The organism is Pseudomonas sp. NY15437, from assembly GCF_048068435.1.
GTDB lineage: Bacteria > Pseudomonadota > Gammaproteobacteria > Pseudomonadales > Pseudomonadaceae > Pseudomonas > Pseudomonas nitroreducens_B.
Genome location: NZ_JBLUQC010000015.1, coordinates 128800 through 152159 on the forward strand (window position 1 = coordinate 128800; position 23360 = coordinate 152159).

The 23360-nt window shown below is 65.7% G+C and carries 19 protein-coding genes; 12 read left to right on the forward strand and 7 right to left on the reverse strand.

What is annotated here, in order from left to right; translation table 11 throughout:
* Positions 1–79: 79 nt before the first annotated feature.
* Entirely contained in the window at positions 80–514 is a 435-nt protein-coding gene (locus ACNFIA_RS26660; protein ID WP_416789987.1) for an NUDIX hydrolase, read from the reverse strand.
* A gap of 121 nt (positions 515–635) precedes the next feature.
* On the opposite strand from ACNFIA_RS26660, the gene rluB reads away from it, so the two are divergent.
* The gene (rluB, locus tag ACNFIA_RS26665) at positions 636–2024 is read left to right on the forward strand and encodes a 23S rRNA pseudouridine(2605) synthase RluB (protein WP_416789988.1); all 1389 of its coding nucleotides are present in this window, start codon (positions 636–638) and stop codon (positions 2022–2024) included.
* A 270-nt stretch (positions 2025–2294) separates the two neighbouring features.
* On the opposite strand, the gene ACNFIA_RS26670 is transcribed toward rluB, so the two are convergent.
* The 5 genes from ACNFIA_RS26670 to ACNFIA_RS26690 all read right to left on the reverse strand — a co-directional run bounded on the left by ACNFIA_RS26670 (position 2295) and on the right by ACNFIA_RS26690 (position 7351).
* The gene (locus ACNFIA_RS26670) at positions 2295–3221 is read right to left on the reverse strand and encodes a GGDEF domain-containing protein (RefSeq protein WP_259756518.1); all 927 of its coding nucleotides are present in this window, start codon (positions 3219–3221) and stop codon (positions 2295–2297) included.
* 265 nt (positions 3222–3486) lie between these two features.
* The gene (locus ACNFIA_RS26675; RefSeq protein ID WP_259756516.1) at positions 3487–4230 is read right to left on the reverse strand and encodes a YciK family oxidoreductase; all 744 of its coding nucleotides are present in this window, start codon (positions 4228–4230) and stop codon (positions 3487–3489) included.
* Positions 4231–4317: 87 nt separating this feature from the next.
* The gene (gene mupP, locus ACNFIA_RS26680; protein WP_416789990.1) at positions 4318–4995 is read right to left on the reverse strand and encodes an N-acetylmuramic acid 6-phosphate phosphatase MupP; all 678 of its coding nucleotides are present in this window, start codon (positions 4993–4995) and stop codon (positions 4318–4320) included.
* A complete protein-coding gene (gene ubiG, locus ACNFIA_RS26685) occupies positions 4992–5690 on the reverse strand; it encodes a bifunctional 2-polyprenyl-6-hydroxyphenol methylase/3-demethylubiquinol 3-O-methyltransferase UbiG (protein ID WP_416789991.1) in 699 nt (232 codons plus the stop codon). Before ubiG ends, mupP begins: the two co-directional genes overlap by 4 nt.
* 335 nt (positions 5691–6025) lie before the next feature.
* Complete coding sequence (locus ACNFIA_RS26690; protein WP_416789993.1) at positions 6026–7351, reverse strand: TRZ/ATZ family hydrolase; 1326 nt, start codon at positions 7349–7351, stop codon at positions 6026–6028.
* Positions 7352–7503: 152 nt separating this feature from the next.
* Here ACNFIA_RS26690 and mtnA point away from each other — a divergent pair, with 152 nt between their 5' ends.
* From mtnA to rarD, 11 genes are all read left to right on the forward strand, one after another.
* Positions 7504–8580, forward strand: a complete 1077-nt coding sequence (mtnA, locus tag ACNFIA_RS26695) for an S-methyl-5-thioribose-1-phosphate isomerase (RefSeq protein WP_416789994.1) — start codon at positions 7504–7506, stop codon at positions 8578–8580.
* A gap of 233 nt (positions 8581–8813) precedes the next feature.
* Positions 8814–11594, forward strand: a complete 2781-nt coding sequence (gene gyrA / locus ACNFIA_RS26700) for a DNA gyrase subunit A (protein ID WP_416789995.1) — start codon at positions 8814–8816, stop codon at positions 11592–11594.
* A 14-nt stretch (positions 11595–11608) separates the two neighbouring features.
* Entirely contained in the window at positions 11609–12694 is a 1086-nt protein-coding gene (gene serC, locus ACNFIA_RS26705) for a 3-phosphoserine/phosphohydroxythreonine transaminase (RefSeq protein ID WP_416789997.1), read from the forward strand.
* On the forward strand, positions 12694–13791 hold the full coding sequence (gene pheA / locus ACNFIA_RS26710) for a prephenate dehydratase (protein WP_259756505.1): 1098 nt from the start codon (positions 12694–12696) through the stop codon (positions 13789–13791). Before serC ends, pheA begins: the two co-directional genes overlap by 1 nt.
* Positions 13791–14396, forward strand: coding sequence for an adenylyl-sulfate kinase (gene cysC, locus ACNFIA_RS26715; RefSeq protein ID WP_416789999.1), 606 nt, complete (start codon positions 13791–13793; stop codon positions 14394–14396). Before pheA ends, cysC begins: the two co-directional genes overlap by 1 nt.
* Positions 14397–14422: 26 nt before the next feature.
* Complete coding sequence (hisC, locus tag ACNFIA_RS26720; RefSeq protein WP_416790000.1) at positions 14423–15535, forward strand: histidinol-phosphate transaminase; 1113 nt, start codon at positions 14423–14425, stop codon at positions 15533–15535.
* Complete coding sequence (locus ACNFIA_RS26725) at positions 15528–17753, forward strand: bifunctional prephenate dehydrogenase/3-phosphoshikimate 1-carboxyvinyltransferase (RefSeq protein WP_416790002.1); 2226 nt, start codon at positions 15528–15530, stop codon at positions 17751–17753. Before hisC ends, ACNFIA_RS26725 begins: the two co-directional genes overlap by 8 nt.
* Positions 17753–18442: a (d)CMP kinase gene (gene cmk / locus ACNFIA_RS26730; protein WP_416790003.1), complete on the forward strand. Its 690-nt coding sequence runs from the start codon at positions 17753–17755 to the stop codon at positions 18440–18442. Before ACNFIA_RS26725 ends, cmk begins: the two co-directional genes overlap by 1 nt.
* Before the next feature lie 395 nt (positions 18443–18837).
* On the forward strand, positions 18838–20520 hold the full coding sequence (gene rpsA / locus ACNFIA_RS26735; RefSeq protein ID WP_416790004.1) for a 30S ribosomal protein S1: 1683 nt from the start codon (positions 18838–18840) through the stop codon (positions 20518–20520).
* A gap of 139 nt (positions 20521–20659) precedes the next feature.
* A complete protein-coding gene (locus tag ACNFIA_RS26740) occupies positions 20660–21529 on the forward strand; it encodes a carboxylate/amino acid/amine transporter (protein WP_416790006.1) in 870 nt (289 codons plus the stop codon).
* On the forward strand, positions 21526–22422 hold the full coding sequence (gene rarD, locus ACNFIA_RS26745) for an EamA family transporter RarD (protein ID WP_416790008.1): 897 nt from the start codon (positions 21526–21528) through the stop codon (positions 22420–22422). The genes ACNFIA_RS26740 and rarD overlap by 4 nt, the downstream gene beginning before the upstream one ends.
* 51 nt (positions 22423–22473) lie before the next feature.
* Here the strand turns inward: rarD and ACNFIA_RS26750 are convergent, their stop codons facing one another.
* Entirely contained in the window at positions 22474–23031 is a 558-nt protein-coding gene (locus tag ACNFIA_RS26750) for a C40 family peptidase (RefSeq protein ID WP_416790010.1), read from the reverse strand.
* Between the last annotated feature and the right edge of the window lie 329 nt (positions 23032–23360).

Sequence of the window (23360 nt, forward strand, 5' to 3'; positions counted from 1 at the left end):
GCAATCTAGGAAAATGCGCGGGCAGGAAACAGATTCAGATAGGCCGCGCAAATACGGATCAGCGGCCGCTGGCGCGGTATCAGGCGATGTCCAGCCGCCCTGCGAGGAAATGCCGCAGGCGTTCCTGCAGGTAATCCACCGCCTGCTCGTGGGCGAGGTATTCGCTCACGCGCATCAGGCGCCAGTACTGGCCTTCGTCGCCGAAACGGATGGCCTCGAACTCGGCCTGCTCCAGCCGCGCCACCAGGAACCACGCCCAGGGCGCCGGGCCATGGGTGGCGGGGTAGCGGCGCTGCCATTCGATGCGTGGCTCGTCCAGGCGCAGGGCGAACTCTTCCTCCAGCTCGCGCAGCGCGCATTGCGCCGGGGTTTCGCGGCCCTCCCGGCCGCCGCCGGGGAAATCCCAGCAGCCGGGGTAGGGGATGCCGGGCTTGTCGTCGCGCTTGTAGACCACCAGTTGGCCGGCGTGGAACAGCGCGAGCTTGGCGCCGGTGAAGTCGTCTTCGTGCTGCATGGCTTCATTCCCCGTTCACGTCGGCTAGTCTTTCCCGACTGCGGACGGTGCTTTGCCGCCCGCAAGCGCGTATGATGCGCGACCTTTTTATTCGTTGCATGCCACACCGGGAGGTGCTCAGATGACCGACACGCACGAAAACCTTGAAGAACTTACCCCAGCCCCGGCCGGCGAGAAACTGCAGAAAGTCCTCGCCCGCATGGGCGTCGGCTCGCGCCGCGACGTCGAGGCCTGGATCGAAGAAGGCCGCGTCAAGGTCAACGGTGCCGTGGCCACCCTCGGCCAGCGCGTGGGCGACCGCGATGCCATCGCCGTCGACGACCGCCTGCTCAAGCGCGAGAAGATCGAAGAGCACGTCCGTCGCGTGCTGATCTACAACAAGCCCGAAGGCGAAGTCTGCACCCGTGACGACCCGGAAGGCCGCCCCACCGTGTTCGACCGCCTGCCGCGCCTGCGCAGCGGCCGCTGGATCAACGTCGGCCGCCTGGACATCAACACCACCGGCCTGCTGATGTTCACCACCGACGGCGAACTGGCCAACCGCCTGATGCACCCGTCCTACGAGATGGACCGCGAGTACGCCGTGCGCGTGCGCGGCGAAGTCGACGAAGAGATGATCGAGCGCCTGAAAGCCGGCGTGATGCTCGAAGACGGCCCGGCCAAGTTCAGCGACATCCAGGAAGCGCCCGGTGGCGAAGGCTTCAACCACTGGTACCACGTGGTGGTGATGGAAGGTCGTAACCGTGAAGTCCGCCGCCTGTGGGAGTCCCAGGGCGTGGTGGTCAGCCGTCTGAAGCGCGTGCGCTTCGGGCCGGTATTCCTGACCTCCGAGCTGACCATGGGCCGCTACCGCGAGATGGGCCAGCGCGAGCTGGACATCCTCAGCGAGGAGGTCGGCCTGGCGCCGGTCGCCCTGCCGGCGGTCTCCACCAAGACCAAGGAAAAGGTCGAGCGCCAGGAGCGCAAGCTCGGCAAGAAGCTGGCACCCAGCGAGCGTCCGGGCCGTGGCTCGCGTACCCGCACCGAGCGCGCCGAAGGCGAGCGTCCGCAACGCGCTCCGCGTCCGGCCGCTGGCGAGCGCCCGGCCCGTGCACCGCGTGATGGCGACGAGCGTCCGGCCCGCGCCCCGCGCGGCGACGACACCCGCGCGCCGCGCAAGCCGCGCGATGCGGGCAGTGATCGTCCCGCCCGTGCTCCGCGTGACGCAGGTGACCGCCCGGCCCGTGGTCCGCGCAGCGACGCTGGCGAAGGTCGCGCTCCGCGCAAACCGCGTGATGCAGGCGGTGATCGTCCTGCCCGCGCGCCGCGCGATGGCGCCGAGCGCCCGGCCCGTGGCCCGCGCAGCGATGCCGGTGAAGGCCGCGCTCCGCGCAAGGCACCGAGCGATCGTCCGGCTCGCGCTCCCGAGCGTGACAAGGGCGCCCCGCTGGCCGAGCGTCCTGGCAAGCCGATCGCCAAGCGTCGTCCGCAGGCGGCCGGTGACGGCATGCGTCCTGGCTTCAAGCGCTAAGCGATAGCGGTCAAAAGGGCTCCTCGGAGCCCTTTTTTATTGCCTGGGATTTGCTGGCCGGAGGCCTGGTAGGAGCGAGCTTGCTCGCGAACGAGTATCCCGGCGGCTCCGACATCAGGCGGGTTCGCGAGCAAGCTCGCTCCTACAGGTGTTCAAGCGCGTGTAGGAGCGGGCCATGCCCGCGATCGCGCCCATGGCGCGCGCTCCTACCATCCAGCCCCGGCGACGCCGTGGTCCGTTGGTGAGCTCAGGGAACGGGAGGCCTTCGGATCAGCTGGCGCAGGCCAGCCGATTGCGTCCGTCGCGCTTGGCTTCATACAGCGCGGCATCGGCGCGGCGCAGCAGGTCGTCCACCGACTCGCCGCCATGGAGCGTGGCGCAGCCCAGGCTGATCGACAGCGGCAAGCGCTTGCCGTTGACGGCCAGGTTCAGCTCTTCCACGGCAGCGCGCAGCCGTTCGCCCACCTGCACGGCAGCAACGCCGGGGGTGTTGGAGAGCAGCACGAGGAATTCCTCGCCACCGAAGCGGAACACCATGTCGACGTTGCGCAGGCTGTTCTTCAGCGCCGTTGCGACGGCACGCAGGGCGTCGTCGCCGACACTGTGGCCGTACTCGTCGTTGATCTGCTTGAAGTGGTCCAGGTCGAGCATGAGGATCGACAGCGGCAGCAGATGGCGCCGCGCGACCTCGACCTCGCGGGTCAGTGTCTGGTCCATGGCGATGCGGTTGCCGGTGCCGGTCAGCGCGTCGCGCAGCGCCGACTGCACGGCGGCGCGGTAGAGCAGGGCGTTGCGCAGCGGATAGAGCAGACAGGCCATCAGCGACTCCAGCTGCGCCAGCTCGGCCTCGGCGAAGCGCCGGGCGCGGCGGAAGCTGATCTCGCCCAGGTATTCGCTGCCATGGGTCAGGCGGTAGTCGGCACTGTGCCGCGCCGCGTCGCCGAACTCCAGGCGCAGGTCGGCGCCGGCATGGGCATAGGCCAGGTACTCCACGGGCAGCAACTGCTGGATCTCGCGGAAGAACACCGCCAGGATGCGCTCCGCCTCCAGGCTCACCTGCAATTGCAGGTTCAACTGCTGGCGCAGCTCCAGCAGTTCCAGCGGACGCCGCGAGGGTTTGCGGAGGTCCTGGCTGGTGGCGCGCTGGAGCTTGGCGGCATCGAAATCGATGGTGTTGGACTGCTTGGGAGGAACCATGGCGGTGACCATTTTTACGGCGTTTGCGAAGGACAGAGCGATTTCCGTGCCAGGGCACGAAAACGCCTGAAAAGACGCCGTATTGACCGACCGGTGGCGGTCGGGGTTCCGCAGCGAGGGAGGTTTCGCCAGAAGTCTGGCGAAATGATGGCACTTTGCCGGAGGGTGCCGGCAAGCGGAGCCGGAAAATTGGCGGGAAGCGGCGTCGTTGCTAGGCTGCAGGCCGACGCCGCTGGTACGCCCGTACCGTGTCTTGCGGAGTGAATCAGTCCTGGGCGTTGAACGCCTGGCCATTCACGCCCTTGCTGTCCGGGCCCATCAGGTACAGGTAGACCGGCATGATCTCTTCGGGCGCCGGGTTGTTGAAGGCGTTCTCGCCCGGGTAGGCGTGGGCGCGCATGGCGGTACGGGTGGCGCCGGGGTTGACGCTGTTGGCGCGCACGCTGGAGATGTCCTCGCACTCGTCCGCCAGCACCTGCATCAGCCCTTCGGTGGCGAACTTCGATACCGCGTAGGCGCCCCAGTAGGCACGGCCCTTGCGGCCGACGCTGCTGGAGGTGAAGACCACCGAGGCATCCTCGGAGAGCTTGAGCAGCGGCAGCAGGGTATGGGTGAGGCTGAACATGGCGTTGACGTTCACCTGCATGACGCGGGTGAAGTTCTCGGTGGAAATCTGCTCGATGGGCGAACGCAGGCCGAGGATCGACGCGTTGTGCAGCAGGCCGTCGAGCTTGCCGAACTCCTGCTCGATGGTGGCCGCCAGTTCGTCGTACTGGTGGGGCTGGGTGGTTTCCAGGTTCAGCGGGATCACCACCGGTTCCGGATGCCCGGCGGCGACGATCAGGTCATAGACCTCGTTGAGGTAGTCCTCGGTCTTGCCCAGCAGCAGCACGGTGGCGCCGTGGGCGGCGAAGGCCAGCGAGGCGGCCCGGCCGATGCCGCGACCGGCGCCGGTCACCAGGATGACGCGGCCCTTGAGCAGGTCGGGGCGGGCGGAATAGTCGAACATGGGGGCTCCTTCGGAGAGCGGCAAGCGACAAGCGGCACCGTGCGGCTTTGGGCTTGAGGCTTGCGGCGTGTGGCTTGGGCTGCTGCTTCAGCAGCTGCAGAGGGCGCGATCGAGGACGGCGAGCAGGTCGCGGGGCGCGTCGACGATGACGTCGGCGCCCCAGTGCGCGGGGTTGTCGTCCGGGTGGATGTAGCCGTAGCGCACGGCGGCGGTCTTGGTCCCGGCGGCGCGGCCCGATTCGATATCGCGCAGGTCGTCGCCGATGAACAGCACCTCGGACGGGTCGACCTTGAGCTGGCTGCAGGCCAGCAGGAGCATTTCCGGGTCCGGCTTGCTGTTCTTCACGTGGTCCGGGCAAACCAGCACGGCCGAGCGCTCGGCCAAGCCCAGTTGCTCCATGATCGGCGCGGCGAAGCGCACCGGCTTGTTGGTCACCACCCCCCAGATCAGGCGCGACTGCTCGATGCTGTCCAGCAGCTCGGCCATGCCTTCATACGGGCGGGTGAAGACGGCGCAATGCGCCTGGTAGCGGTCGAGGAACTCCTGGCGCAGGGGCTCGAAGCCGGGGGCTTCCGGGTCCATGTCGAAGGCCGCGGCGACCATGGCGCGGGCGCCACCGGAAACCACGTCCTGGATGCGCTGGTCGGCCACCGGCGCGCGGCCGTGGGCCTTGAGCATCGCCTGGCACACGGCGATGAAGTCCGGCGCGGTGTCTAGCAGCGTGCCGTCCATGTCGAAGAGAACCGCTCTGAGCATGCGACTCACTCCTCGCGCAGGGTCTGGATCATGTAATTGACGTCGACATCGCCCGCCAGCTTGTAGTGCTTGGTCAGGGGGTTGTAGGTCAGGCCGATGATGTCCTTGACCGCCAGGCCCGCATCCCGCGACCAGGCGCCCAGCTCGGAGGGGCGGATGAACTTCTTGAAGTCGTGGGTGCCGCGCGGCAGCAGGCGCATCACGTATTCCGCGCCGACGATGGCGAACAGGTAGGCCTTCGGGTTGCGGTTGATGGTGGAGAAGAACACCTGGCCGCCGGGCTTGACCATCTTGTGGCAGGCGCGGATGACCGAGGCCGGGTCCGGCACGTGTTCGAGCATCTCCAGGCAGGTCACCACGTCGAACTGCGCGGGCATTTCCTCGGCCAGCTCTTCGGCGGTGATGCGGCGGTATTCCACCGGCACGCCGGATTCCAGCTGGTGCAGCTGGGCGACCGCCAGGGGCGCTTCGCCCATGTCGATGCCGGTGACGGTGGCGCCGCGCTGGGCCATGGCTTCGCTGAGGATGCCGCCGCCGCAGCCGACGTCCAGCACCTTCTTGCCGGCGAGGCTGACGCGCTCGTCGATCCAGTTGACGCGCAGCGGGTTGATGTCGTGCAGGGGCTTGAACTCGCTTTCGCGGTCCCACCAGCGGTGGGCGAGGGCCTCGAATTTGGCGATCTCGGCGTGGTCGACGTTGCTCATGGTGTCCCTATTGATCGAAAAGCTGGAAACGAAGGCTGACTATGATGCCAGCTTCGCGGAATGGATGGGGCGCGGCATGACAGATTGTCGCAGCGGCGCGATTTTTATAGAGGGTGCCGTGGAGGGCGGAGGCATCGGCGTTGGGCGTTTCCCTCTCCCAGCCCTGGCTATGCGCCCCGCTCCGAAGGGAGGGGAGCGTTCCGAGTGGCTGAAGGGGCGGCGCTTCCAGCCGCCCAGGTATCAGGTGAACTCCTGGGTCTCCTATTGCTCCGATCCAGTCCCCTCTCCCTTCAGGGAGAGGGTTAGGGAGAGGGTGCTTCTAGCTAGGTAGGCAGTCAGCCCCCGGCGATCTTCCGACCCCACTCGCCCGCCACGGCAATCAGCCGCTCCTCATCCAGTCGGGTGAGCCTGCCGTCGTCCAGCAGCTGCTTGCCGCCAACCCACACGTGGCGCACGCAGTCGCGGCCGCTGGCGTAGATCAGCTGGAAAACCGGCTCGTACACCGGCTGTTGTGCCAGCCCGGAGAGGTCGAACGCGGTCAGGTCGGCCGACTTGCCCAGTTCCAGGCTGCCGGTTTCCTGCTCCATGCCCAGCGCGCGAGCGCCGTTCAGGGTGGCCATGCGCAGGGCGCGGTGGGCGTCCAGCGCGGTGGCCTGGCCAGCCACGGCCTTGGCCAGGAGGGCGGCGGTGCGGGTTTCGCCGAGCAGGTCCAGGTCATTGTTGCTGGCCGCCCCATCGGTGCCGATGGCGACGTTGACGCCGGCCTGCCACAACCGCTCCACCGGGCAGAAGCCGCTGGCCAGCTTGAGGTTCGATTCCGGGCAATGCACCACCGAGCTGTTGGTTTCCACCAGCATGGCCAGGTCTTCGTCGTTCACCTGGGTCATGTGCACGGCCTGGAAGCGCGGCCCGAGCAGGCCGAGGCGGTGCAAGCGGGCCAGCGGGCGTTCGCCGTGCTTCTCCAGCGCCTGCTGGACCTCGAAGGCAGTCTCGTGGACGTGCATGTGGATGCCGGCGTCCAGTTCCTCGGCCAGCATCAGGATGTTTTCCAGCTTGTCGTCGCTGACGGTGTACGGCGCGTGCGGGCCGAAGGCTACCTTGATGCGTGGGTGGTGCTTGAGGTCGTCGCGCAGCGCCAGGCCCTGGCGGATCGCCTCGTCGGCGTCGCGGGCGCCGGGCACCGGGAAATCCAGCACAGGCGCGCTGATCTGCGCGCGCACACCGGCCTTGTGCACCACCTCGCAGGCGATGTGGGGGAAGAAGTACATGTCCGAGAAACAGGTGATGCCGCCCTTGAGCTGCTCGGCGATGGCAAGCTCGGTGCCGTCGCGGACGAAGTCTTCGCCGACCCATTTGGCCTCGGCCGGCCAGATGTGCTCCTGCAGCCAGGTCATCAGCGCCAGGTCGTCCGCCAGGCCGCGGAACAGGCTCATCGCCGCGTGCCCGTGGGCGTTGATCAGGCCGGGGGAGAGCAGCATGCCCGGCAGCTCGCGGGTTTCCGCGGCCGGGTGGCGCAGGGCCTCGGCGCGCGGGGCGAGCAGGGCGATGCGGCCGTCGCGGATGCCCAGGCCGTGATCGCGCAGGACGACGCCGGCGGGCTCCACGGGGACGATCCAGGTGGGGAAGAGCAGCAGGTCGAGCGGGACTTTTTCGGTCGGCATGAAGCGCATCCTGGGCGCGTGGATAAAGGCGCCGAGTATAGCCGAGCGCCGGGGCCTAAGGCTCGGTATACTCCGCCGTTTCCCGGTGTTTCCGGGGCGATTTCCGTGGCGCCGGAGCGGCCCGCGATTCCATTGAAATGAAGAGGTGTTCCATGCGTGAGCGACTGTTGGCGGCCGAACGGGTCACGGCCATTGATTGGCGCAAGGGCACACTCCGACTGCTGGACCAGCGCCTGCTGCCGCTGGAGGAAACCTGGCTGTCCTACGAGACGGCCGAGGGCGTCGCCGATGCCATCCGTCAGATGGTGGTGCGGGGCGCGCCGGCCATCGGCATCGCTGCCGCCTATGGCCTGGTGCTGGGCCTGCGCGCCCGTGTGGCCGCCGGCGGCGACTGGCGCGCGGCGCTGGAAGAGGACTTCACCGTCCTCGCCGAATCGCGTCCCACGGCAGTCAACCTGTTCTGGGCGCTGAACCGCATGCGCGACCGCCTGGAGCGCATGAAGCCGGGCGAGGACCCGCTGCCGCTGCTGGAAGCCGAGGCCGTGGCGATCCACGAAAGCGACCGCGAGGCGAACCTGACCATGGCCCAGCTGGGCGTGGACCTGATCCGCAAGCACCACGGCGGCCCGCAGAAGATACTCACCCACTGCAATACCGGCGCCCTGGCCACCGGCGGCTTCGGCACCGCGCTGGGCGTGCTGCGCGCGGCGCACCTGGAAGGGCTGATCGAGCGCGTCTACGCCGACGAGACCCGCCCCTGGCTGCAGGGCGCTCGCCTGACGGCCTGGGAGCTGGCCAACGAGGGGGTTCCGGTCACCCTGAATGCGGATGCGGCCGCCGCGCACTTGATGAAGACCGAAAGCATCACCTGGGTCATCGTCGGCGCCGACCGCATCACCGCCAACGGCGACGTCGCCAACAAGATCGGCACCTACCAGCTGGCCGTGACCGCCATGCACCATGGCGTGCGCTTCATGGTGGTGGCGCCCAGTTCGACCATCGACATGGGCCTGGAAAGCGGTGAGGACATCCCGATCGAGGAGCGCGACGGTCGCGAACTCCTGGAAATCGGCGGCAAACGTGTCGCGGCCGACGTCGAAGCCTTCAATCCGGTGTTCGATGTGACCCCGGCCGATCTGATCGACGCCATCGTGACCGAGCGCGGCGTGGTCGAGCGCCCGGACGCCGAGCGGATGGCCCAGCTGATGAGCCGCAAGCGCCTGCACTGACGGGGCCTGCGGCAATTCATCGAGGGGCTTGGGCAAGGGTAGGGTTTGACCCTGGCTTGTGGTAAGCTCCGACGGTTCTTGATGGGGCATTTTTTCGCCCCCCACAGCATCGCGGATCAGCGGCCAAGTCGTTGATTTGTAGAGAGTCGGTGGCGCTTTGATGGCGCACCGCGCTCCGCCGGGCTCAGGACGAGCGTGGCGGAGTCCCATTTGAAAAAGGAACCAGGCTTCTCATGGGCGAACTGGCCAAAGAAATCCTCCCGGTCAACATCGAAGACGAACTCCGACAGTCCTACCTCGATTACGCCATGAGCGTGATCGTCGGTCGTGCCCTGCCCGATGCGCGCGACGGCTTGAAGCCCGTGCACCGGCGCGTCCTGTACGCCATGAGCGAACTGGGCAACGACTGGAACAAGCCCTACAAGAAGTCCGCCCGTGTGGTCGGCGACGTGATCGGTAAGTACCACCCGCACGGCGACACCGCGGTATACGACACCATCGTCCGCATGGCCCAGCCCTTCTCGCTGCGCTACATGCTGGTCGACGGCCAGGGCAACTTCGGTTCGGTGGACGGCGACAACGCCGCGGCCATGCGATACACCGAAGTGCGCATGGCCAAGCTCGCCCATGAGCTGCTGGCGGACCTGGACAAGGAAACCGTCGACTGGGTGCCCAACTACGACGGCACCGAGCAGATCCCGGCGGTCATGCCGACCAAGATCCCGAACCTGCTGGTCAACGGTTCCAGCGGTATCGCCGTGGGCATGGCGACCAACATTCCGCCGCACAACCTCACCGAGGTGATCGACGGCTGCCTGGCGCTGATGGACAACCCCGAGCTGTCCATCGACGAGCTGATGAACTACATCCCCGGCCCGGACTTCCCGACCGCGGGCATCATCAACGGCCGTGCGGGCATCATCGAGGCCTATCGCACCGGCCGTGGCCGCATCTATATCCGTGCCCGCGCCACCATCGAGGACATGGAAAAGGGCGGCAACCGCCAGCAGATCATCATCACCGAGCTGCCCTACCAGCTGAACAAGGCCCGTCTGATCGAAAAGATCGCCGAGCTGGTGAAAGAGAAGAAGATCGAAGGCATCACCGAGCTGCGCGACGAGTCCGACAAGGACGGCATGCGCGTGGTCATCGAGCTGCGCCGTGGCGAAGTGGGCGAGGTCGTGCTGAACAACCTCTACGCCCAGACCCAGCTGCAGAGCGTCTTCGGCATCAACGTGGTGGCCCTGGTCGACGGCCAGCCGCGCACGATGAACCTCAAGGAAATGCTCGAGGTGTTCATCCGTCACCGCCGTGAAGTGGTGACCCGCCGGACCGTCTACGAACTGCGCAAGGCCCGCGAGCGCGGCCACATCCTCGAAGGCCAGGCCGTCGCGCTGTCGAACATCGACCCGGTGATCGAGCTGATCAAGACCTCGCCGACCCCGGCCGAAGCCAAGGAACGCCTGATCGCCACCGCCTGGGAATCCAGCGCCGTGGAGGCCATGGTGGAGCGCGCCGGTGCCGATTCCTGCCGTCCGGAAGACCTGGACCCGCAGTACGGCCTGCGCGAGGGCAAGTACTACCTGTCGCCGGAACAGGCTCAGGCCATCCTGGAACTGCGCCTGCACCGCCTGACCGGCCTGGAGCACGAGAAGCTCCTGTCCGAATACCAGGAAATCCTCACCCTGATCGGCGAGCTGATCCGCATCCTGACCAGCCCCGAGCGCCTGATGGAAGTCATCCGCGAGGAGCTGGAGAAGGTCAAGGCCGAGTTCGGCGATGCCCGCCGCACCGAGATCGTCGCGTCGCAGATGGACCTGACCATCGCCGACCTGATCACCGAAGAAGAGCGCGTGGTGACCATCTCCCACGGCGGCTACGCCAAGTCCCAGCCGCTGGCCGCCTACGAGGCCCAGCGTCGCGGCGGCAAGGGCAAGTCCGCCAGTGGCGTGAAGGACGAGGACTACATCGAGCACCTGCTGGTCGCCAACAGCCACGCCACGCTGCTGCTGTTCTCCAGCAAGGGCAAGGTCTACTGGCTGCGCACCTTCGAGATCCCGGAAGCCTCCCGCACGGCCCGTGGCCGTCCGCTGGTGAACCTGCTGCCGCTGGACGAAGGCGAGCGCATCACCGCGATGCTGCAGATCGACCTGGAAGCCGTGCGTGCCCAGTTCGCCGGTGAAGAGGGCGATGACGACGACGTGGTCGCCGAGCAGGTCGCCGAGGTGGTGGAAGCCGAAGAAGGCGAAGAGGGCGATGACGCCGACTTCAGCCAGGACGAGCCGACCGGCGCGTATATCTTCATGGCCACCATGAAAGGCACCGTGAAGAAGACCCCGCTGATCCAGTTCACCAAGCCGCGTTCCAACGGCCTGATCGCCCTGAAGCTGGAAGAGGGCGACTCGCTGATCGCCGCCGCCATCACCGACGGTTCGAAGGACGTGATGATGTTCTCCAACGCCGGCAAGGTGATCCGCTTCAAGGAAAGCAAGGTGCGCATCATGGGCCGTAATGCCCGTGGCGTGCGCGGCATGCGCCTGGCCGACGACCAGCGCATCATCTCCATGCTGATCCCCGAGTGCCGCGAGGCGCAGATCCTCACCGCCTCCGAGCGTGGCTACGGCAAGCGCACCCCGCTGGCCGACTACCCGCGTCGCGGTCGTGGCGGCCAGGGCGTGATCGCCATGGTGATCAACGAGCGCAACGGCAACCTGGTAGGCGCCGTGCAGGTGCTGGACGGCGAGGAGATCATGCTGATTTCCGACCAGGGCACCCTGGTGCGTACCCGTGTCGACGAAGTGCGCGGCGCTGGCCGTAACACCCAGGGCGTGATCCTCATCAAGCTGGCCGCCGACGAGACCGTCGTGGGCCTGGAGCGGGTGCAGGAGCCTACCGTGGTGGAAGGCGAAGACGACGTCATCGACGGCGAGATCGTCGAAGGCGAGGTCTCGGACGAGAACCCAGAAGCAGGCGAAGCTGCGGCGGAAGAAGCCCCGCAGGCCAGCGAAGACTGATAGCGAGAGTGGATGTGAGCAAGCGAGCCTTTAACTTCTGCGCCGGTCCCGCGGCGCTTCCCACCGAGGTGCTGGAGCGCGCCCGCGCCGAACTGCTGGATTGGCAGGGCAAGGGGCTGTCGGTCATGGAGATGAGCCACCGTAGCGACGACTACGTGGCCATCGCCGAGAAGGCCGAACAGGACCTGCGCGACCTCATGGGCGTGCCGTCGAACTACAAGGTGCTGTTCCTGCAGGGCGGTGCCAGCCAGCAGTTCGCCGAGATCCCGCTGAACCTGCTGCCCGAAGATGGCGTGGCGGACTACGTGGAAACCGGCATCTGGTCGAAGAAGGCCATCGAAGAGGCTCGCCGCTACGGCAACGTCAACGTGGTCGCCAGCGCATCCAAGTACGACTACTTCGCCATTCCCGGGCAGAACGAGTGGAGCCTGTCCAAGGACGCGGCCTATCTGCACTACGCGTCCAACGAGACCATCGGCGGCCTGGAATTCGACTGGATTCCAGAAGTCGGCGACGTCCCGCTGGTGGTGGACATGTCCTCGGACATCCTGTCGCGCCCGACCGACGTGTCGAAGTTCGGCCTGATCTACGCCGGCGCGCAGAAGAACATCGGCCCATCCGGCCTGGTGGTCGTCATCGTTCGCGAAGACCTGCTGGGCCGCGCCCGCAGCATCTGCCCGACCATGCTCAACTACAAGGTCGCCGCCGATAACGGCTCCATGTACAACACCCCGGCAACCTATTCCTGGTACCTCTCCGGCCTGGTCTTCCAGTGGCTGAAGGAGCAGGGCGGCGTCGAGGCGATGGAGAAACGCAACCGCGCCAAGAAGGACATGCTGTACGGCTTCATCGACAGCAGCGACTTCTACACCAACCCGATCCAGCCCAGCGCCCGCTCCTGGATGAACGTGCCGTTCCGCCTGGCCGACGAGAAGCTCGACAAGGCCTTCCTCGAGGGCGCCGACGCGCGCGGCCTGCTCAACCTGAAGGGCCACCGTTCGGTGGGCGGCATGCGTGCCTCCATCTATAACGCCCTGGGCCTGGATGCCATCGAGGCCCTGGTCGGCTACATGGCCGAGTTCGAGAAGGAGCACGGCTGATGAGCGACGCTGACCAGCTCAAGGCTTTGCGCGTACGCATCGACAGCCTCGACGAGAAGATCCTCGAGCTGATCAGCGAACGCGCCCGCTGCGCCACCGACGTGGCGCGCGTGAAGATGGCCGCCCTGCCCGAAGGCGAGAAGCCGGTGTTCTACCGGCCCGAGCGCGAGGCCTGGGTGCTCAAGCACATCATGGAGCTGAACAAGGGCCCGCTGGACAACGAGGAAGTCGCGCGTCTGTTCCGCGAGATCATGTCCTCCTGCCTCGCCCTGGAGCAGCCGCTGAAAGTGGCCTATCTCGGCCCGGAAGGCACCTTCACCCAGGCCGCGGCGCTCAAGCACTTCGGCCATGCGGTGATCAGCACGCCGATGGCGGCCATCGACGAAGTGTTCCGCGAAGTTGCCGCCGGTGCGGTGAACTTCGGCGTAGTGCCGGTGGAAAACTCCACCGAGGGCGCGGTCAACCACACCCTCGACAGCTTCCTCGAGCACGACCTGGTGATCTGCGGCGAGGTGGAGCTGCGCATCCACCACCACCTGCTGGTGGGCGAGAACACCAAGACCAACAACATCACCCGTATCTACTCCCACGCCCAGTCCCTGGCCCAGTGCCGCAAGTGGCTGGACGCGCACTACCCGAATGTCGAGCGCGTGGCGGTCTCCAGCAACGCCGATGCCGCCAAGCGAGTGAAGAGCGAGTGGAACAGCGCGGCGATCGCCGGCGACATGGCGGCCAGCCTGTATGGGCTGGACAAGCTGCACGAGAAAATCGAGGACCGCCCGGACAACTCCACGCGCTTCCTCATGATCGGCAACCAGGAAGTGCCGCCCACCGGCGACGACAAGACCTCCATCATCGTCTCCATGCGCAACAAGCCGGGCGCGCTGCATGAGTTGCTGGTGCCGTTCCACAACAATGGCATCGACCTGACCCGCATCGAGACCCGCCCGTCGCGCAGCGGCAAGTGGACCTACGTGTTCTTCATCGACTTCGTCGGCCACCACAAGGACCCGCTGATCAAGGATGTGCTGGAGAAGATCAACAGCGAAGCCGTCGCCCTGAAGGTGCTGGGTTCCTATCCCAAGGCCGTGCTCTGATGCCCAGCAGTCGCAATATTCGCTGGCAGCCGTCGGTGGTCGATCGCAAGAGCCGCTCGTGGATCAAGGGGCAGCGTCCGTGTCTGATCTGGCTGACGGGGCTGAGCGGCTCCGGCAAGTCGACAATCGCCGACGCTCTCGAGCATCGACTGCATGCGTGTGGTCGGCACACCTACCTGCTCGATGGCGACAACCTCCGCCACGGCCTCAATCGTGACCTGGGCTTCAGTGCCGAAGACCGCTGCGAGAATATCCGCCGGGTGGGCGAGGTGGGCGCGCTGATGGTGGATGCGGGGCTGATCGCCATTGCGGCGTTCATCTCGCCGTTCCGGGCCGATCGCGACCTCGTCCGTGCCTTGCTGCCCGAGTGCTTTGTCGAGGTTCATGTTTCCACCCCGCTGAGCGTCTGCGAGGAGCGCGACCCCAAGGGTCTTTACCGCAAGGCGCGGGCCGGCGAGCTGAAGCAGTTCACCGGTATCGACTCCCCATTCGAAGTCCCGGAGGCCGCGGAACTGACCATCGATACGTCCACGCTGTCGGTCGAGGAAGCGGTCGACCGCATCTGCAATTACATGGTGGCCGCCGGTTACATCGACTCATTCTGAGCGGCCCCACTCGAGAGAGATGCCCCATGAGCTGTGATTTCCTTGCCCTGGCCCAGCCGGGTGTGCAGAAGCTTTCCCCCTATGTGCCGGGCAAGCCGGTCGATGAGCTGGCCCGCGAGCTGAAGCTCGACCCCGCCGGCATCGTCAAGCTGGCCAGCAACGAAAACCCGCTGGGCCCGAGCCCGAAGGTCCTCGAGGCGATCCGTGCCGAACTGGCCGAACTGACCCGCTATCCCGACGGCAACGGCTTCGAGTTGAAGAGCCGCCTGGCTGAGCGTTGCGCCGTCGACACCGCGCAAGTCACCCTGGGCAACGGCTCCAACGACATTCTCGACCTGGTGGCCCGCGCCTACCTGGCGCCTGGCCTGAACGCCGTGTTCAGCCAGTACGCCTTCGCCGTCTACCCGATCGCCACCCAGGCCGTCGGCGCCCAGGGCAAGGTCGTGCCGGCGAAAGACTGGGGCCACGACCTGGAAGCCATGCTGGCGGCCATCGACGCCAACACCCGCGTGGTCTTCATCGCCAACCCGAACAACCCCACCGGCACCTGGTTCGGTCCGGACGCGCTGGAGCGCTTCCTCTCGCAGGTTCCGCAGGATGTGCTGGTGGTGCTCGACGAGGCCTATATCGAATACGCCGAAGGCGAAGAACTGCCGGATGGCCTGAAATACCTCGCCCGCTACCCGAACCTGCTGGTGTCGCGCACCTTCTCCAAGGCCTATGGCCTGGCGTCGCTGCGCGTCGGCTACGCGATTTCGTCTGCGCAGGTCGCCGATGTGCTCAACCGCGTACGCCAGCCGTTCAACGTCAACAGCCTGGCCCTGGCCGCCGCCTGTGCCGCGCTGGACGATGTGCAGTACCTGGCCGAAGGCAAGCGCATCAACGACGAAGGCATGGCCCAGCTGGAAAGCGGCCTGCGCGCGCTGGACCTGCAATGGATCCCGTCCAAGGGCAACTTCATCGCCGTGGACCTCAAGCGCGACGCAGGCCCGGTCTACCAGGGCCTGCTCGCCGAAGGCGTGATCGTCCGCCCGGTGGGTGGCTACGGCATGCCACAGCACCTGCGCATCTCCATCGGCCTGCCGGCCGAGAACGCCCGCTTCCTCGAAGCGCTGGCCAAGGTGCTCGCCCGTGCCTGATGTCCAGCCGCGCACCCTGCGCCGCCTGGTGGTGGTTGGGCTCGGCCTGATCGGCGGCTCCTTTGCCAAGGGCATCCGCGAGAAGGGCCTGTTCGAGGAAGTGGTCGGCGTCGACCGTGATCCGGAAACCCGCCGCCTCGCGGTGGAACTGGGCGTGGTCGACCGCTGCGAGGAAAGTCTCGCTGCCGGTTGCCGCGAGGCCGACGTCATCCAGCTTGCCGTGCCGATCCTGGCCATGGAGAAGGTACTCGGCGAGCTCGCCACCTTTGACCTCGGCAACGCCATTCTCACCGATGTCGGCAGCGCCAAGGGCAATGTGGTGCGCGCCGCGACAGCGGCGTTCGGCGGCATGCCGACGCGCTTCGTGCCCGGCCATCCCATCGCCGGCTCCGAGCAGAGCGGGGTGGAGGCGGCCAACGCGAAACTGTTCCGCCGTCATAAAGTCATCCTCACGCCGCTGGATAATGCCGATGCGGACGCAATCCAGTGCGTCGAGAGCCTCTGGCGCGAGCTGGGTGCGGATGTCGAGCAGATGGCGGTCGAGCACCACGACGAAGTTCTTGCCGCCACCAGCCACCTGCCGCACCTGCTGGCCTTCACGCTGGTCGACTCGCTGGCCAAACGCAGCGAGAATCTGGAAATCTTCCGCTATGCCGCTGGCGGCTTCCGTGACTTCACGCGGATCGCCGGCAGCGACCCGGTGATGTGGCACGACATCTTCCTCGCCAACCGCGAGGCGGTGCTGCGCATCCTCGACGTATTCCGTGGCGACCTCGATGATCTGCGCGAGGCCGTCGATAAAGGGGACGGGCAACAACTGATGGGCGTCTTCACCCGCGCCCGCGTTGCCCGCGAGCATTTCAGCAAAATCCTGGCCCGCCGGGCCTATGTGGACGCCATGCACAACAATGACCTGATTTTCCTGGCCCAGCCGGGTGGCCGCCTCTCCGGACGTGTTCGCGTACCGGGCGACAAGTCCATTTCCCACCGCTCGATCATGCTCGGCTCCCTCGCCGAGGGCACCACCGAGGTGCAAGGCTTCCTCGAGGGCGAAGACGCCCTTGCCACCATCCAGGCGTTCCGCGACATGGGCGTGGTCATCGAAGGCCCGCATCATGGCCGCGTGACCGTGCATGGCGTTGGCCTGCACGGCCTGAAATCGCCGCCCGGCCCGATCTACCTGGGCAACTCCGGCACCTCCATGCGCCTGCTCAGCGGCCTGCTCGCCGCCCAGCCGTTCGACACCACCCTGACCGGCGACGCGTCGCTGTCCAAGCGCCCGATGAACCGCGTCGCCAAGCCGCTGCGGGAGATGGGCGCGGTGATCGAGACCGGCCCGGAGGGGCGTCCGCCGCTGACCATCCGTGGCGGCCAGAAATTGACCGGCATGCACTACGACATGCCGATGGCCAGCGCCCAGGTGAAGTCCTGCCTGCTGCTCGCCGGCCTCTACGCCGCGGGTGAGACCTCCACCACCGAGCCGGCGCCGACCCGCGACCACACCGAGCGCATGCTGCGCGGCTTCGGCTACCCCGTCGACGTCGAGGGCGCTACCGCCCGCGTCGAGTCCGGTCACAAGCTCACCGCCACCTCCATCGAAGTTCCGGCCGACATCTCCTCGGCGGCCTTCTTGCTGGTCGCCGCGAGCATCGCCGAAGGCTCGGACCTGACCCTGGAGCACGTCGGTATCAACCCGACCCGCACCGGCGTCATCGATATCCTCAAGCTCATGGGCGCCGACATCACCCTGGAAAACCAGCGTGAAGTGGGTGGCGAGCCGGTGGCTGACATTCGCGTGCGTTCGGCCAGGCTCAAAGGCATCGACATTCCCGAAGACCTGGTGCCGCTGGCCATTGACGAGTTCCCCGTGCTCTTCGTCGCCGCCGCCAATGCCGAAGGTCGTACCGTCCTGCGCGGCGCGGAAGAGCTGCGGGTGAAGGAATCCGACCGCATCCAGGTCATGGCCGACGGCCTGCTGGCCCTGGGCGTGAAGTGCGAACCGACGCCGGACGGCATCATCATCGACGGCGGCAGCTACGGCGGCGGCGAAGTCTGGAGTCATGGCGACCATCGCATCGCCATGTCCTTCAGCGTGGCCTCCCTGCGCGCCGGCGCGCCGATCCGCATCCACGACTGCGCCAACGTCGCGACCTCCTTCCCGAACTTCCTCGGGCTGGCATCCGGCGCGGGTATTCGTGTCGCTGAGGAGAAGAACTGATGAACGGCGAATGGCCGGTCCTCGCCATCGACGGCCCCAGCGGCTCGGGCAAGGGCACCGTCGCTGGTCTGCTGGCCAAACGCCTGGGTTGGAACCTGCTGGATTCCGGCGCGCTGTATCGCCTGCTGGCGTTCGCCGCCGGTAACCACGGCATCGACCTGACCAACGAGGAAGCCCTCAAGGTACTGGCCGCGCACCTGGACGTGCAGTTCACCCATGCCAAGGGTGGGCAGGGCCAGCACATCATCCTCGAAGGCGAAGACGTCACCGACACCATCCGCACCGAACAGGTCGGCGCAGGCGCCTCGCAGGTAGCCGCGCTGCCCGCGGTGCGCGATGCACTGCTGCAACGCCAGCGCGCCTTCCTGGAAGCACCGGGCCTGGTGGCCGACGGCCGCGACATGGGCACCGTGGTGTTTCCCAGCGCGCCGCTGAAGATCTTCCTCACCGCGTCGGCCGAGGAGCGCGCCCGTCGCCGCTACCTGCAGCTCAAGGGCAAGGGCATCGACAGCGATCAGGCGCAACTGGCTGCGGAGATCAGCGCCCGCGACGAGCGCGACAGCCAGCGCGCCGTGGCCCCGCTCAAGCCCGCCGACGGCGCCATCCTGGTGGATTCCACCTCGATGAGCATCGACGACGTGGTGGAACGCATCCTCGCCGAGGTCGCGCGCCGCGGCTTGGCGGACTAGCGGATCGACAAACGAAAATCCCCGGCGATGCCGGGGATTTTTCATTTCGGCCCGGGCGTTGCCTGACAGATCTGACGGGCGGCTCTCCCATTTTCCGGGGCTGGACGAAAATGAAAGGAATGAGGCCAGGCTCGCGTGGCGTGCCGGACGCCGGGACCGCGGATTGACGCAGACGGCATCCATTGCTACCATTCCAGACCTTGTATCGGGAGGGTTTCGCCCATATTGAGCGAAGCGTTCCCTTAAAATCTGAATGTGGAGCATCCGTTTCGGCGGGTGCAACAGGGGGCCGGCAGGATACCAGTCTTGATCCTGCTGGCTTCTTTTTCATCACTTGACCGTGTTCGCTGGTGGCGCGGAATCGGGCTTACAAGCCTTTGACTACAGGTATAGACATGAGCGAAAGCTTCGCAGAACTCTTTGAAGAAAGTCTGAAATCCCTCGACATGCAGCCGGGTGCGATCATCACCGGCATCGTGGTCGACATCGATGGTGACTGGGTCACCGTCCATGCCGGTCTGAAATCCGAGGGCGTCATCCCGGTCGAGCAGTTCTACAATGAACAGGGCGAGCTGACCATCAATGTGGGTGACGAAGTCCACGTTGCGCTGGACGCGGTAGAAGATGGCTTCGGTGAAACCAAGCTGTCCCGCGAAAAAGCCAAGCGTGCCGAGAGCTGGATCGTTCTGGAAGCTGCTTTCTCTGCCGACGAAGTGGTCAAAGGCGTTATCAACGGCAAGGTCAAGGGTGGCTTCACCGTCGACGTCAACGGCATCCGCGCGTTCCTGCCGGGTTCGCTGGTCGACGTGCGTCCGGTGCGCGACACCACTCACCTGGAAGGCAAAGAGCTCGAGTTCAAGGTCATCAAGCTGGACCAGAAGCGCAACAACGTTGTCGTTTCCCGCCGCAGCGTGCTGGAAGCCGAGAACAGCGCCGAGCGCGAAGCTCTGCTGGAATCCCTGCAGGAAGGCCAGCAGGTCAAAGGTATCGTCAAGAACCTCACCGACTACGGTGCGTTCGTTGACCTGGGCGGCGTCGATGGTCTGCTGCACATCACCGACATGGCCTGGAAGCGTATCAAGCATCCGTCGGAAATCGTCAACGTTGGCGACGAGATCGATGTTAAGGTTCTGAAGTTCGACCGCGAGCGCAACCGCGTATCCTTGGGCCTGAAGCAACTGGGCGAAGACCCATGGGTTGCCATCAAAGCCCGTTACCCGGAAGGCACCCGCGTTACCGCGCGCGTCACCAACCTCACCGACTACGGCTGCTTCGCCGAGCTGGAAGAGGGCGTGGAAGGCCTGGTACACGTCTCCGAAATGGACTGGACCAACAAGAACATCCACCCGTCGAAAGTCGTTCAGGTTGGCGACGAAGTGGAAGTTCAGGTTCTGGACATCGACGAAGAGCGTCGTCGTATCTCCCTGGGCATCAAGCAGTGCAAGTCCAACCCGTGGGAAGACTTCTCCAGCCGCTTCAACAAGGGCGACAAGATCTCCGGCACCATCAAGTCGATCACCGATTTCGGTATCTTCATCGGCCTGGAAGGCGGCATCGACGGTCTGGTTCACCTGTCCGACATCTCCTGGAACGAAGTTGGCGAAGAAGCCGTTCGCCGCTTCAAGAAGGGCGACGAGCTGGAAACCGTCATCCTCTCCGTTGATCCGGAGCGTGAGCGCATCTCCCTGGGCATCAAGCAGCTGGAAGACGATCCGTTCTCCAACTACGCCTCGCTCAACGAGAAAGGCACCATCGTTCGCGGCACCGTGAAGGAAGTGGACGCCAAAGGCGCTGTCATCAGCCTGGGCGGCGAAATCGAAGGCATCCTGAAAGCCTCCGAAATCAGCCGTGACCGCGTTGAAGACGCTCGCAACGTTCTGAAAGAAGGCGAAGAAGTCGAAGCCAAGATCATCAGCATCGACCGTAAGAGCCGCGTCATCTCCCTCTCCATCAAGTCCAAGGACGTTGATGACGAGAAAGATGCGATGAAAGAACTGCGTCACAAGCAAGACGTAGAAAGCACCGGCCCGACCACCATTGGTGATCTGATCCGTGCTCAGATGGAGAACCAGGGCTAATCCCTGATTCACCATCCAAGGAAAAGGGCGACTTCGGTCGCCCTTTTTCGTTTCTGCCTTTCCTGGGCGCGGGCGCGCAGTGCTTTTCCTACGCTGAAACTGACGCTATGTTGCCTGCCCCGTTCCGGTCGCCTTGTCCATGCCTTACCTGCTTTTTGTCACCGTCCTCTGGGCGTTCTCCTTCAGCCTGATTGGCGAATACCTCGCCGGGCAGGTCGACAGCTATTTCGCCGTGCTCACCCGTGTGGTGCTGGCCGGTCTGGTATTCCTGCCGCTCACCCGCTGGCGTGGCGTCGAGCCGCGTTTCATCGCCGGGGTGATGCTGGCGGGCGCACTGCAGTTCGGCATTACCTACGTCTGCCTGTACCAGAGCTTCCGCGTGCTGACGGTGCCGGAGGTGTTGCTGTTCACCGTATTGACGCCACTGCACGTGGCGCTGATCGATGATGCGCTGAACCGCCGCTTCAACGCCTGGGCGCTGCTGGCCGCCGCTGTGGCGGTACTGGGTGCCGGCATCATTCGCTATGACGGCGTCAGCGGCGACTACATCCAGGGCTTCCTGCTGCTGCAACTGGCCAACGCGACCTTCGCTGCCGGGCAGGTGTTCTACAAACATCTGGTCCAGCGTTATCCCTCGGGCATTCCGCAGTACCGCCGCTTCGGCTACTTCTTCGTCGGTGCGCTGGTGATTGCCCTGCCGGGCTGGTTGCTGTTCGGCAATCCGCAGAAGCTTCCGACCACCGAACTGCAATGGGGCGTGCTGGTGTGGATGGGCCTGTTGGCCACTGCGCTGGGCCAGTTCTGGTGGAACAAGGGCGGCACGCAGGTGGACGCCGGCACCCTGGCGGTGATGAACAACCTGCACGTGCCGGTGGGCCTGCTGATCAACCTGCTGATCTGGAACGAGGCGGCCGACCTGCCGCGCCTGGCGCTGGGTGGTGCGGTGATCGTCGCGTCGCTGGGCGTCAATCGTTTCGGCCTGCGCCGTCGAAAGGAGCGCTTCGCATGACCATTTCCGGACGTGGTGTAGCGCTCTCCCTGGCGTCATCCGTGCTCTTCGTGACGCTGCCCGGTTACATCCATTCGCTGGAGCCGCTGACCAGCGTCCAGGTGATCGCACACCGGGTGGTGTGGTCCATCCCCATGGTCCTGCTGCTGGTGCTGTTCACCCGCCAGGGCGGCGTGCTGCGCGACGCGGGCCGGCGCCTGCTGCGCGAGCCGTGGCTGCTGGCATGCTTCCCGCTGACGGCAGCGATGATGCTGATCCAGTGGGGCGTGTTCATCTGGGCGCCCATGGTCGGGCGAACGCTGGAGTTGTCGCTGGGCTACTTCCTGCTGCCGCTGACCATGGTGCTGTGTGGTCGCTTGTTTTATGGCGAGCGCCTGACCCCGCTGCAGGCCATCGCGGTGGCCTTTGCGCTGGCGGGCGTGCTGCACGAGTTGTGGCTGACCCGCGCATTCTCCTGGTTCACCCTGATTACCGCGCTGGGCTATCCGCCGTACTTCATGCTGCGCCGCAAGATGGCGGTGGATTCGCTGTCCGGCTTCGTCTTTGAGATGCTCGTGCTGTTGCCGTTCGCCCTGGTGACCCTGCGGCTGACTGATAGCGGCAAGGTGCTGGAGGCAGTACCCCGACTGTGGGCGCTGCTGCCACTGCTGGGGTTGATCAGCGCGCTGGCATTCGGCGCCATGATGGCGGCCAGCCGGCTGCTGCCGATGGGGCTCTTCGGGATTCTGAGCTACGTCGAGCCTGTGCTGTTGTTCGCCATTGCCGTGCTGTTCCTCGGCGAGGCGTTCAATCCGGCGCAGATCTGGACCTACGGGCCGATCTGGATCGCCGTGCTGCTGACCGGTTGGGATAGCGCGCGGTTGTTGCGCCGGCAGGCGCGCCGCGGCCTGTAAGGGAAGGGCGAGAGAGGAAGGTGCTCTCCCGCACGGGGAGAGCGCGCGGTGTCAGTCGAAGCGGCGACCGACGTCGGCCTTGGCCAGGGTTTCCGGCAGGATACGGCGGGCGGCGGTGTAGTGCTTCTTCCAGTAGTCGCCACCGAGGTCGGAGACGCGGACCTTCTGGCCGCGACGCGGCGCATGGACGAACTGGTTGTCGCCGACGTAGATGCCGACATGGTCGACATTGCGGCGGTTGTGGATGCGGAAGAACACGAGGTCGCCGGGCTGCAGGTCGTCGCGGGCTACTTTCGAGTTGCCGCGCATGCTGTACATCTGCTGCGCGGTGCGCGGCAGGTCGACTTCATCGACGTTCTGGAATACGTAGTTCACCAGGCCGCTGCAATCGAAGCCGCGCTTGGGCGAGGTGCCGCCCCAGCGGTAAGGCGTGCCGATCATGCTGTAGGCGCGCTGGGTCACCTGGTGCGCCTCGCTCTTGGTCTGCTTGACCGGCTTGGCGTTGTAGGTCAGCAGGGCGCTGCCCTGGACTGGAATACGCAGATCAACCGGTGCGGGTTGATAGGTGCGGGAAATCTTGGAGGAGGCGGTTGCCTCGGTGGCGGCCAAGAGGGTCGCCAAGCCTATGGAAAGGCATGTCAAAAGTGTACTTCGCATTCGGCATGTCTTCTTGCTGGTTGATATCGCCCAGGCTCCGCTGGATCGCCATTGTTGTCGGCGTGGTTTCCTTTGGTCCGCTCAAAAATTCCACGCATTCTGAACGACTTTTCATGACGATTCGTACCGTTTGTCGATTCTGACAAATGCTGTGTGACTTGTAGGACGCGACGTGACATGTGCTCTGACGCATCAGTCACGCCCCGACCTTATAGCCGCAAGCCTTATAAACCGGGGGTTCTGGCGCAAAAGCCTAGTGCGCGCAAATTGCTGGCGAAAAG